This window comes from Sulfurospirillum sp. SCADC (assembly GCF_000743525.1).
Taxonomy (GTDB): Bacteria; Campylobacterota; Campylobacteria; order Campylobacterales; family Sulfurospirillaceae; genus Sulfurospirillum.
Genome location: NZ_JQGK01000019.1, coordinates 43,399 through 55,440, shown reverse-complemented (window position 1 = coordinate 55,440; position 12,042 = coordinate 43,399). Strand labels below are relative to the sequence as shown.

Here is a 12,042-nt window from a genome sequence, read left to right as displayed (position 1 = left end):
GCGTAGAATCAGAAAAGGCGTTGAAACGGCCTTTTCTATGATAACAGCTAAATTTGGTAAAGTCATTAAGGCTACAACCATTGGTGGCTTTTTAACCAAGCTCAAACTTTTCATCACCGCTTATGCTATCAATTGCTTTTTGAAGCTTGCTGATGACAAAAAAGCTCTACTGTTTAACTAGCAGTTTGGGTTTTTATAAATAATGACGTAGAAATTCAATTTTATATTGACTTTCTACGTCAATGTCTGTATACTTTCGCTTATACTAATGATAAAAAGGTGACATTTTTATGAATATTGTCCTTTTAAAAAATAGAAGCGATGACGCACCCATCATCGTTCAGCAAAAACAGATCATGAAATACGCTCATCACCACGATCTCAAAATCGATACCACAGAGATTGAAAACTCCGACCCTACGTTGGAGCTGGAAGAGCGTAAAGAGTTTAAAGGTTTTTTACGATCTCTTTCCAAAAATGATCATATTATCATTTTTGATCTATCAACCTTTTCCAACAATATAGAAGAATTGATTAAAGTCTTTGAGTGTTTACTGACACGCTCTATATCGGTACACATTGCCGATGCCAATGTCTGTATTCATGTGGATGCTAAACCGTTGATGCTTCTAGAACTTCTGGTCAAGCAGAGAGAACTCAATCAAACACTGGATAAAGAGAAGACACAAGGACGACCAAAAGGACGTATGTCCAAATCTAAATTTGATATGTACCGTCCTCAAGTAATTGAATTACTTGAAAATCGCACCTCCATTAGCGAAATTGCAAAAATCTTACATGTAAGTCGTACTTCATTAAAAGATTATGTGAACTCACGAGGGCTGAAAGAAATTGTCAAAGCAAAAATAACCCTACTTCAATCATCTCGTAAACCACCACTTAGCCCTGCAAAATCGCCCATTGCAAAAGAGTGCTCGCTTATCAAGCAACCCATAGATCAACTCGAAGGAATACACGATGAATTGTAATAGCGATTGTTCAACTCAACCTACGTATTATAGATTGAAACGCTATATTAGTTTTGGCATCATTACACTTATTGCGCTAATCTTGCCATTTATTACTGTAGAAGGAAAGCACTTTTTCTTACTCAGTTTTGATAAAAAGCAGCTGCATCTTCTTTTCACTGCATTTGATATGCAGGAACTTTATTTGATGCCATTTGTCTTAATACTCTTTTTCTTGAGTATTTTCTTTATTACCACTCTTGGAGGACGCGTATGGTGCGGTTGGGCCTGTCCTCAAACAAGTTTTAGAATTATATTTAGGGATCTTATCCAAACAAAGCTCTTAGGAATTCATAAAAGCATTAAAAACAAACAACAAAAACCTGAAGGACAGCTCGTTAAACGCACTTTAGCCGTTATGATTTGGGCGTGTCTAGCCTTGTTGGCAGCATCCAACTTTTTATGGTATTTCATTCCGCCTGAAGATTTTTTTGTTTATCTACAAGATCCTCTTGAGCATACCGTGGTTTATGGATTTTTAATAGGTATAGCACTTTTTTTGATCTACGATATTGTCTCTTTAAAAGAGAATTTTTGTGTCTATATTTGTCCTTATTCACGTATCCAATCCGCTCTTTTTGATGAGAACACCCTTCAAACCATTTATGATGAAAAGCGTGGCGGAATGATTTATGATGAAAAAGGGCATAAACTCGGAAGTAAACCTCCTTTAGCAACCGATGATTGTACAGGATGTGAAGCGTGCGTGCGCGTTTGTCCAACCCATATTGATATTCGCAAAGGAATGCAATTAGAGTGTATCAACTGTTTAGAGTGTGCTGATGCATGTACTCCCATTATGGAGAAATTGGGAAAACCATCCTTGATTACATGGACCAGCTCAAATGCCGCTGAGAAGGGCGTGAAAACACACTATTTCCGCTTTCGAACCATTGCCTATATGGTAGCACTCAGTATTGCGCTTATCGGCTTATTTGCTATGGGAACGCAAAAAGAGTACATGCTCTTAAATATCAACCGTACCAGCCAACTTTATAAAATGGCAGACGATGGCAAAACCGTTGAAAATGTCTATACCTTCTTGTTTCAAAATACGGATTCAAAAGACCATCTTTATTATTTCGATATTTCCAATGATGATATAAAAATCGAAAAGCCCAGTGAACCTTTTTTACTCAAAGCCGGTGAGAAAATTAAAAAAGTTGTGATTCTTGTTTCCGTGCCTAAAGAGCTTAAAGTAGAAGGAGAAGATCTTCCTATTACAGTAAAAGCCTTTGCCGTTGATGCCAAAGAAACTATCATGGTAGAGCGCCACACGATTTTTATCTATCCTAAAAAGAGTGATGTTCAACCGTAAGTAAATCTATGTGTGTAAGGAGACTTTTCCTTACACACTCTTTTAATACTGCAATAGCTATTTATTTCTCAATTATCATAACAAAAAAGTGAGGGTGAAAAAGGAGGGGCTAGATGATGGATAAACCACCATCTAGTGTGTAAGTATTAAAGCGCTGCTTTTGCTTGTTTTACAACGGTTGCAAAGGCTTCAGGGTCATTCATCGCCATATCTGCAAGAATCTTTCTGTCTAAATCAATATTTGCTTTGTTTAGAGCATTGATGAAGCGTGAGTAGCTAATGTCGTTAAGTCTGCATGCTGCGTTGATACGTGTGATCCAAAGTCTTCTAAAATCTCTTTTCTTTTGTCTTCTATCACGGAATGCGTAAACTAAACTTCTTTCAATTTGTTCTTTCGCTTTTCTAAAGTGTTTTCTTCTTCCACTAAAGAAGCCTCTTGCCATCTTTAAAATTTTCTTGTGACGTCTTCTTCTGACGATACCTGTTTTTACTCTTGCCATGGTGTCTCCTTGACCAAATAAATCAATGTCGGTGTCCCGCTGGGGAACTTGCCCTCATAACGAGGGGAACATTACATGTAGGGTGAATGACTCTTGTCAAAAACTCTTTTGAATTTATGCTTTACAAAGCATTAATTTAACGGACTTCTCATCGCGTGCATCAACAGATTTAGCAACTTTCAAACCACGCATTCTTTTCGTTGGTTTTTTAGTAAGAATATGACTTCTAAAGGCTGCGCCTCTTTTGATCCTATTTTTACCAGCTCTAAAACGTTTGGCTGCACCGCGTACCGTTTTCATTTTCGGCATGCTTACTCCTTGTGATTATTCTAAAATCTAATGAGGAAATATCCCCCCCTAGCATTAGAAAACGGCTATAATAGCTTAATTTTCCTTAGAGGGGATTAAAAGAGTGAAAGATTACGATGAACTGGAGTTATTTTTTAGGAGTCACCAGCATATTAATATAGCGTCCTTCAAGCTTTGGAGCTTTCTCGCGCTCGGCGATGTCTTCTATCAGTGGCCAAAGGCTCTCTAAAACCTGCTCACCAATCTCTGGATTAGACATCTCACGACCTTTGAGGAAAACCCTAAAACGAACATGTTTGCCCTCTTCTAGAAATTCTCTAGCATGCTTGACTTTATAGTTAATATCATTAGCAGCAATTTTTACAGAAAGTTTGATCTCTTTGATCTCAATAATTTTCTGATTTTTGCGTGCCTCTTTTAACTTCTTTTCTTGTTGATACTTAAACTTACCATAGTTCATAATTTTACAAACCGGTGGTTTTGCATCAGGTGCAATTAAAACGAGATCTAATCCTAGCTCGTCTGCTTTCGCAAGAGCTTCATTTCTGGTAATGATACCATATTGTGTGCCATCATCGCCAACACATCTTACCTCAGCTGCCCTGATTTCGTCGTTTAGTATAACGTCTTTGTCTTTACTCAAAAGTGTACCTCACTAAGTTTATCCTTCATATTTGATATTAATGCTTCTTTTGTCAAATTATACTGTGTCCTCTCGCGTCTGTCTCTTACGGCAACGCTTTGTCCTTCAACTTCGGCATCGCCAATCACTAAAATCATCGGTACACGCATGGTTTCAGCGTTACGAATACGCTTATTGAGACTCTCATTTTTAGAAGAGACCTCAACATCAATGCCCTCTGCTATCAAAGCATTGGCTAATGTTTTAGCATACTCTAAATGCGCATCTGAAATAGGTACAATCACCGCTTGAATTGGTGCGATAAAGAATGGAAATTCTCCAGACGTGTGCTCAATCAAAATACCAATAAACCGCTCAAACGAACCTAAAATCGCTCGATGCAGCATGACAGGACGTGCATGTTCGTTATTCGCATCGACATATGAAATATCAAAACGCTCCGGCAAGTTAAAATCAACTTGGATAGTACCACATTGCCATTTACGTTTGAGTGCATCGGTAATTTTAATGTCAATTTTAGGACCGTAGAACGCTCCACCACCTTCATCAATGCCATAATGGATGCCATTTTCATCGAGTGCTTTTTTAAGCCCTTCGGTTGCAGCTATCCAGTATTTTTCATCGCCGATTGATTTTTCAGGACGTGTGGAGATTTCCATCTCATACTTAAATCCAAATGTTTTCATAATAGAATCGACAAAACTTAAAATTTCTAAAACATTCTCTTTAATTTGATCGGGTGTACAGAAAATATGCGCATCATCTTGGGTAAATTCACGAACCCTAAAGAGCCCATGTAAAACACCACTTTTTTCATGACGATGTACCACACCGTATTCAAAAAACTTAAGAGGTAAGTCACGGTAACTTCTTACTTCACTTTGGAACACTTTAATATGTCCTAAGCAGTTCATCGGTTTAATGCCGTACTCAGCCTCATCAATCACGGTAAAATACATATTTTCACCGTAATTTTGGTAGTGACCGCTTATTTTCCATGCGTCTGATTTTAAAATCTCAGGACCTCGTACTGGCAAGTAACCACGTTGACGGTGTGCTTTAAAGAGAAGTTGTTCTAGTTTGCTTCTTAATTTTCCACCATTAGGCAACCAAATAGGAAGACCAGCACCCACTTCATCATCAAAGGTAAAGAGTTTAAGTTCATTACCAATTTTACGGTGATCGCGTTTTTTTGCCTCTTCTATCATCGTGACATAATCTTTGAGACTCTCTTTATCTGCAAATGCTATTCCGTAGATACGTGTCAACATCTCACGTTTTTCATCACCGCCAAGGTAAGCCCCTGCAACTTTGATGAGTTTAAAAAATCTAAGATATTTGGTATTGGGAACGTGAGGGCCACGGCATAAATCTTCAAAATCCCCTTGCTTATAAATGGAAACTTCGCCATCAGGAATTCGAAGCAACACTTCTTGCTTAAGATCATCGTGTTCAAAATGTTTCATAACAGCCACTTTAGTCGTATAAATCTTTTCAATGGGTAACTTGGCATTAGCAAGTTCCGTCATCTTTTTTTCAATCTCTTTAAGATCAGCATCGCCGATCTTTTCATTGACACGAAAATCATAGTAAAAACCGTCTTCAATGACAGGTCCAACAAAAAATTGTGCATCTTTGTACAACGCTTTAATCGCTTGAGCCATTAAGTGCGCACAGGAGTGACGGATCACTTCAAGGGCATCTTTAGAGTTGTCAAATAAGATTTTGTCTTCGTAAGTCTTTGAGGAAGCAGTAGCAGTTTGGGTGTCGATGACAAGAGCGCCTTCTTTGTAGGCTATAACATCATTCATCATAATCAGATCCTTTTACTTGTATGAACTCCCAAACAGACGGGAGAACAAAAAATGGTGGTCGCGAGAGGATTCGAACCTCCGACCACTACCTTGTCGAGGTAGTGCTCTACCAACTGAGCTACGCGGCCACACAATTTAAGAGCTGAGATTATACCAAAAAAAAACGAAAATGCAACGTTTTTTATGAAAAAATCTTTACATGTAAGATTAAAACACTTTTTTAGACGCTCTCCATGAGCGGTATAAAATCAAAACCACCCCTACGTCGATCATGACATCAGCAAAATTAAACACCGCAAATTCAAAGCCATAATGCCAAAAGAAATAATCAACCACACCACCATGAATAAACCGATCAAAAATATTACTCAGCGCAGCTCCTGCGATAATTCCAATAGGAAGCGCGTACAGACGAAGTATCTCTTTATGAAAAAGTAGGTACATCCCTAGTCCACCCACTAACACTAACTGGATGTATTTAAGGTACTCTTCCAAAAAAGCAAACATCGAAAAGGCAACGCCTTTATTATAGGTTAGAATTAAAGAAAAAAATTCTCCCTGCCAGCGAAAGCCTTCTAAAAAAAACATTTTTATCCATTGATCCGTGAAAAAAATGAAACACCCTACTCCTAAAACAACGATCCCTGCTCTATTCATTTAAGGCACTTTTAAAAAATTTAACGGTTTTTTCCATCTGTTCTTCGAGTGTTTTTTCATCTTGACCTTCCAGTAAAATGCGCAGTAAATTTTCAGTTCCCGAGTAGCGAATCAGCACTCTGATTTTTTTACTTTCCAATTCTGAGACAAGGGCTGTGTATCCTTTGAGTTCGTTCAGAGGAATTTTATTGTCAATTTTAATATTTTGTTGTAACTGTGGATAAAGCTCAAAAGGATTGAGCAGTTGGCTCACTTTTTTCTTTTCTGTGAGCATACAGTGCATAACAGAAAGTGCTGCAACTAACGCATCTCCCGTTTTGGCAAAATCAGAGAGAATAATGTGCCCACTTTGCTCGCCTCCAAAGTTAATTTTTTCTCTGTACAAGGTCTCTAGAACATTTTTATCGCCCACATCACATCGGTACGTTTTAATCCCTGCTTTTTTCAAATAATCCTCTAACGCTTGGTTACTCATAACCGTAACACACACGCCTTTGTTAGCCAGCCTATTTTGGCTTTGCAAAAAGGTTGCGATCTTCCCTAAAAGCTTGTCGCCGTGAATAGGATTTCCATTTTCATCCACAACCACTAGTCTATCGGCGTCACCATCAAAGGCAAATCCCACATCCGCTCGCAAGCGTCTCACCTCTTCGCCTAACTCTTCAGGATGCAAAGCACCGCAATTAAGATTGATATTGCTTCCATTAGGATCATCGTGGATCATAATCACATCCGCACCCAGTTCATTGAAAATCGTAGGAGCCACTTTATACGCTGCACCATTGGCAGTATCAAGCACAATGCGCAGCCCTTTAAGGGTTAAGTTTTTTGGAAAAGAATTTTTGATCTGCACGATATAGCGTCCAATCACATCATCGACTCGTTTAGATCGTCCGATGTCAAATTCGATTTTTTGATTGGCTTCAATGAGCGCATCGTCAAAATAGATCTTCTCAATCGCCGCTTCTTCTACCTCACCAAGTTTATTACCTAAAGAGTCAAAAAATTTGATGCCGTTATCAAAATAAGGATTGTGCGATGCACTAATCATAATACCTGCGTCACAACGCATATCTTCGGTTAAAAAGGCAATGGCAGGTGTTGGCATAGGCCCAATTTGTCTGACATCGTATCCCACAGCCGTTAAGCCTGAGACAATCGCATTTTCGATCATATACCCACTGCGTCTGGTATCTTTTCCCACTAAGATTTTATTGGTAATGGAGTTTTTACGAAAATAGATCCCTGCTGCCATAGCCAATCGCATTGCCATAAAAGCACTCAGTTTTTTACCTGCTTTACCTCGTACACCATCGGTTCCAAAAAGTTTCATTGTTTTTCCTGTTTTCTCTTTACATGTAAAATGATACGCAAATTGTAACAAAACTTTTTTAATCTTTACATGTAAAGGGTATAATGGTACTTTAGTACCCTAACACCACGAGGAGAGATGAATGAATTTAGACAAAGTGATCTCTGGATTCTTTATTATTTTAGCCATGACGCTCAACTTTGGATTTTTTTACGGCGATTTGGGCGATCTGGAATTACACAGTAAATATGAACTTTTTGCCGCATTGATTGTCAACATTATCGCTACAACACTTAAAATTGGTGATAAAACGCAATTAGGCTCGGTACTCTTGGCCACCAGTTTGGTCGCCGATATTCAACTCATTGCTTCCGCAACGATTTGGACGGTTGCAACGTATGCTTACAGCATTGATCGTGAAGTGACCTCTATCATTATCAGCTTAAGTGGTGGTGCGTTGCTTGCCAATATTACCAGCGTACTGCTCTACATCGGTGATACGCTCAAATCTAAGCGCTAGAGACAATACGTGAAACACAGCTCACTCTGGCTCATTTTACAAAGAATGCGCACCCCTTTTTTGGTGATTATTTTCACATATACCCTTTCCATCATTGGTCTTTTGCTGATTGACGGGGTTGATAATGAGGGGAATGTGTATCATCTCACTATTTTTGATGCTTTTTATTTTATCAGTTACACCGCTACAACCATTGGCTTTGGGGAAACACCGTTTGTTTTTACCTATCCACAACGCATTTGGGTCTCGATGTCGATCTTCTTTACCGTAACAGGATGGTTTTACAGTGTGGGAACGCTCATCGCGCTCTTGCAAAATAAACTTTTTTTAGAAGAGTTTGAAAAAGCCAAATTTACACGTAAAGTGGCGTATCTCAAAGAGAAGTATATTATTATCTTAGGCTATAACAGCATTACAAGTGAAATTATTAAGAAAGCTAATGAATATGGTCTTCGTTCGGTTGTGATTGAAAAAGAGGAGCAAAAGAGAGATCATCTGCTTTTGGAAAATTTTACACCGCCAGTTTTTTGCCTCAATGCCGATGCGTACAACCCAGAAGCACTTGAGTGCGCAGGGATTAAGTCGCCTTATTGCCGCGCGATTGTGAGTCTCTTTGAAAACGATGCCCTCAATCTTCGCATCGCATTAACATCGAAAGTGCTCAACCCCGCTATCTTTATGGCAATCAAATCAACCACTAAAAATCAAACGGAAAATCTGATGGATGTGGGAGTTCAAATCATTGAAAACCCTTTTGAAATTATTGCAGAGCACATCCATATGGCAATCAATACACCCCATAAACTGCGACTGGTGCGCTGGATTTATGGTCTTAGCACTCTTTTCGATCCTCTTTTAAGTTTGCCTCGCGGTAAATACATTGTTTGCGGGTACGGGCGAATGGGGAAAAGTATTTATGAAGTCCTCAAACAAAATGATTTTGAGATTGCTTTTGCCGAAATTGATCCTCAAAAGATGTCCCATCCTCATACTGCCCTTCACGACCAACCGAAGATTCTGATTGGCGATGGTGACGATAAAGAGATCCTCAAACAACTGGGCATTGATAGCTGTGTCGCCATTATTGCAGGAACCGATGATGACACCAATAACCTTTCGATCTTAGCGACTGCCAAAAAACTGAATCCTCATATTATTACGATAGCGCGCGAAAATGAGCTCGAAGATTTTTCCATTTTTGAAAATTCCAATATTGATACGATCTTTATTCCTGCCAAAGTACTGATTAACAAAACGATAAATGCCATCTTAAATCCTACCTTGGATCTTTTCATTAAACATATTCATCGTTTAAACGAAGATGAGGTGATGAGCTTAACCAAAAAACTTTTAGAGATCAATTTGCATCCTCTGCTGTTTACCCTTAAAATCGATGAGGCGCAAGCACCGATGCTCACTCAAAACCTTCAAACAGTGACATTAAATCTCTCGTTGCTTAAACGATCGCTCAAAAACAGAAATTTTAATAACAACCTCATTCCTCTCATGCGTGTGCGACATAAAGAGGTTGAGATACTGCCTGATTGGGAAAGTTCTTTACAAAGAAATGACCTCTTTTTATTTGCAGGCGATGCTAATGCGCAAGATCATTTAGAGTACATTGCCAATAATTTTTATGAATTTCACTATGCTTATTATGGAGAAGAGAAGAGTTTTTTAAATAAACTCTGGCGAAAAAAGCCTCTTTAGGCTTAAAACCTCTAAAATGGACAAAAAGATTGCTCTTTTTATTTTAAAACGTCCTTAAAATAAGTTCTATTTAATATTTATTTTTATATAATCTACGCCTAAATTTAAAAACGAAAGGCTTATCTATGGCAAACCACAAGTCAGCAGAAAAGCGTATTAGACAAACGAAAAAACGCACTGAAAGAAATAGATTTTATAAAACTAGAATCAAAAATCTAACCCGTGCTGTCAGAGAAGCTGTTGAGGCAGGTGATCAAGCAGCCGCTGAAGTTGCGTTGAAAAATGTGAATAAAAACTTTCACTCTTATGCAGGCAAAGGTATTTTAACTAAAAATACAGCTGCACGTCGTGTCAGCAGATTGTCACAACTCGTTAATACGCTAGGTAGTGTTGCTGCATAACGTGCGGCAACTCCCTCTTTATTTTAGTCTCTTCTCATGCTGAAAGATAAATTACTCCCATTTCTTGAACGTTACAACGAGCTCTCAACACTTTTAAGTGATCCTAATATCGCAACCGATATTAAAAAAATGACCGCACTTTCCAAAGAGCAGTCAGGATTAGAGAAAATCAAAGATAAAACATTGGAATATCTTTCAACGCTAGAGCAAATTGAGGAGAATAAACTTCTTTTTGATGATGAAGAACTCGGTGAACTCGCAAAAGAGGAGCTGAGAGTTCTTGAACCTCGCAAAGAGGAGATTGAAGAGGAGATTAAACTTCTTTTACTCCCCACAGACCCTAACGATGATCGCAATATCTTTTTGGAAATTCGAGCAGGCACGGGTGGCGATGAAGCGGCTATTTTTTCGGCTGATCTTTTCAAATCGTATCTTCGCTATGCTGAAAATCGTGGTTGGAAAGTGGAAGTGGTCTCTTTAAGCGAAGGTGTCCTCAACGGCTATAAAGAGGTTATTGCGCTTATTAAAGGGCAGGGTGCTTTTTCACGCCTCAAATACGAAGGTGGTGTACACCGAGTTCAAAGGGTTCCATTAACAGAATCTCAGGGCAGGGTACATACTTCAGCAGTCACCGTTGCTGTTATGCCAGAAGTGGACGATGTTGAGATTGAGATACTGGAAAAAGACCTCAAAATTGATGTTATGAGATCCTCTGGAAATGGTGGTCAATCGGTTAATACGACCGATAGTGCTGTCAGAATCACGCACTTACCCACAGGCCTTGTTGTTGTCAATCAAGATGGTAAATCTCAACACAAAAATAAAGATGCTGCGATGAAAATTCTTAAAGCAAAACTTTACGATATGCAGATGCAAGAGCGTAATGCCAAAGAGAGTGAAGCACGAAAAATTCAAGTCGGTTCAGGTGACAGAAGTGCCAGAATTCGTACCTACAACTATCCGCAAAACCGTATTACAGACCACAGAGTAGGGCTTACCTTGTACCGTTTGGATGCCATTATGGAAGGTGGTTTGTACGATGAGGTTATTGACCCGATTATTACCCACTATCAGACAGAGCTTATGAAAGAAGCCAATCTCTAACGTCTATTTATCGTAGATCAAGAGATTGTTTTGCTCAATCATCTCTTTGATCATTTTGTTATACTCTTCTTTCAATTCAGAATAATTCACCATCGTCTTAGCCGCATCTATCCCCGTATACGCTTTTCCGCTGTTACGAGCAATGAGTCTTCTTTCACGAAAGAGGCTATAGGCATCATTGGTATTGAGATTGAGCATATAGGCGTTAACGGATTTTTGAAGCGAACCAAAAATACGAATCATATGTGTTTTACCAATCATTCGATTTTGAGGCATCAAACCAACACCCGAATAGGTCCAGTGACCAAAAAGGTTGTTCGCTTCTCTAGCAAATCGGCTCTTTCCCCAACCACTCTCAAGAGAAGCTTGCGCAAGGGCTAATGAGGTAGGAATAACATCAATGCGTTTGAAGTATTCATCCCTATCAAAGAGCGATTCTATGCCGTATTTATTGCGCAAAGAGATCAAATAGCCTACATTTTGCTGATTAAGCCCCCGAAACGCATCAGGCATCGCTTTGGCAAAAAAGTTGGTAATAAACTCTCGCTCTTTGCGAATCTCTTCATTGCTTCTATCCACAAGAATTTTCATCTGGCGAATAAATTCCTCTTTTTGTTTAGCATTGTCTTCAATCTGATAATACTCTGAAGATAAGCCTCCTGAATGAAGTACACTTTGCAAAAGCAAACACGAGGCGATCAAAAAAGAAGAAAATACTTTCACGAA

13 protein-coding genes, 1 tRNA gene and 1 pseudogene are annotated in these 12,042 nt (G+C 38.9%); 7 read left to right on the top strand and 8 right to left on the bottom strand.

The genetic code is table 11. The features are described 5' to 3' along the window. The 3 genes and pseudogenes from JU57_RS12015 to ccoG form a co-directional block, all read left to right on the top strand. Positions 1 to 181 (top strand): annotated as a pseudogene (locus tag JU57_RS12015) (IS982 family transposase); the annotation flags it as partial. Positions 182 to 290: 109 nt separating this feature from the next. After that, on the top strand, positions 291 to 989 hold the full coding sequence (locus tag JU57_RS12010; RefSeq protein ID WP_051906843.1) for a recombinase family protein: 699 nt from the start codon (positions 291 to 293) through the stop codon (positions 987 to 989). After that, positions 979 to 2,346 carry a cytochrome c oxidase accessory protein CcoG gene (gene ccoG, locus JU57_RS12005; RefSeq protein ID WP_037961439.1) on the top strand — a complete coding sequence of 456 codons (1,368 nt, stop codon included), beginning with the start codon at positions 979 to 981 and terminating at the stop codon, positions 2,344 to 2,346. The genes JU57_RS12010 and ccoG overlap by 11 nt, the downstream gene beginning before the upstream one ends. A gap of 146 nt (positions 2,347 to 2,492) precedes the next feature. Here ccoG and rplT read toward each other — a convergent pair whose 3' ends face one another. The 7 genes from rplT to glmM all read right to left on the bottom strand — a co-directional run bounded on the left by rplT (position 2,493) and on the right by glmM (position 7,602). After that, positions 2,493 to 2,846, bottom strand: a complete 354-nt coding sequence (rplT, locus tag JU57_RS12000; protein ID WP_037961431.1) for a 50S ribosomal protein L20 — start codon at positions 2,844 to 2,846, stop codon at positions 2,493 to 2,495. Positions 2,847 to 2,960: 114 nt separating this feature from the next. Then, positions 2,961 to 3,155 carry a 50S ribosomal protein L35 gene (gene rpmI / locus JU57_RS11995; RefSeq protein ID WP_037961427.1) on the bottom strand — a complete coding sequence of 65 codons (195 nt, stop codon included), beginning with the start codon at positions 3,153 to 3,155 and terminating at the stop codon, positions 2,961 to 2,963. A gap of 127 nt (positions 3,156 to 3,282) precedes the next feature. Next, positions 3,283 to 3,798: a translation initiation factor IF-3 gene (gene infC / locus JU57_RS11990; protein WP_037961424.1), complete on the bottom strand. Its 516-nt coding sequence runs from the start codon at positions 3,796 to 3,798 to the stop codon at positions 3,283 to 3,285. After that, positions 3,795 to 5,612, bottom strand: coding sequence for a threonine--tRNA ligase (gene thrS / locus JU57_RS11985; protein WP_037961422.1), 1,818 nt, complete (start codon positions 5,610 to 5,612; stop codon positions 3,795 to 3,797). Before thrS ends, infC begins: the two co-directional genes overlap by 4 nt. A 52-nt stretch (positions 5,613 to 5,664) precedes the next feature. Then, positions 5,665 to 5,740: transfer RNA gene (locus JU57_RS11980), tRNA-Val, on the bottom strand. Positions 5,741 to 5,819: 79 nt separating this feature from the next. Then, complete coding sequence (gene lspA, locus JU57_RS11975; protein ID WP_037961419.1) at positions 5,820 to 6,269, bottom strand: signal peptidase II; 450 nt, start codon at positions 6,267 to 6,269, stop codon at positions 5,820 to 5,822. Next, positions 6,262 to 7,602, bottom strand: a complete 1,341-nt coding sequence (glmM, locus tag JU57_RS11970) for a phosphoglucosamine mutase (protein WP_037961416.1) — start codon at positions 7,600 to 7,602, stop codon at positions 6,262 to 6,264. The genes lspA and glmM overlap by 8 nt, the downstream gene beginning before the upstream one ends. Positions 7,603 to 7,723: 121 nt before the next feature. Here glmM and JU57_RS11965 point away from each other — a divergent pair, with 121 nt between their 5' ends. The 4 genes from JU57_RS11965 (at position 7,724) to prfA (ending at position 11,316) form a co-directional block, all read left to right on the top strand. After that, on the top strand, positions 7,724 to 8,101 hold the full coding sequence (locus tag JU57_RS11965; protein ID WP_037961414.1) for a DUF6394 family protein: 378 nt from the start codon (positions 7,724 to 7,726) through the stop codon (positions 8,099 to 8,101). A 9-nt stretch (positions 8,102 to 8,110) separates the two neighbouring features. Continuing rightward, complete coding sequence (locus tag JU57_RS11960) at positions 8,111 to 9,811, top strand: NAD-binding protein (protein WP_037961411.1); 1,701 nt, start codon at positions 8,111 to 8,113, stop codon at positions 9,809 to 9,811. A gap of 125 nt (positions 9,812 to 9,936) precedes the next feature. Then, complete coding sequence (gene rpsT, locus JU57_RS11955; RefSeq protein WP_025343336.1) at positions 9,937 to 10,212, top strand: 30S ribosomal protein S20; 276 nt, start codon at positions 9,937 to 9,939, stop codon at positions 10,210 to 10,212. Positions 10,213 to 10,248: 36 nt separating this feature from the next. Beyond that, on the top strand, positions 10,249 to 11,316 hold the full coding sequence (gene prfA / locus JU57_RS11950; RefSeq protein ID WP_037961408.1) for a peptide chain release factor 1: 1,068 nt from the start codon (positions 10,249 to 10,251) through the stop codon (positions 11,314 to 11,316). Positions 11,317 to 11,319: 3 nt separating this feature from the next. Here prfA and JU57_RS11945 read toward each other — a convergent pair whose 3' ends face one another. Further along, positions 11,320 to 12,039: a glucosaminidase domain-containing protein gene (locus tag JU57_RS11945; protein ID WP_037961406.1), complete on the bottom strand. Its 720-nt coding sequence runs from the start codon at positions 12,037 to 12,039 to the stop codon at positions 11,320 to 11,322. Positions 12,040 to 12,042: the final 3 nt, after the last annotated feature.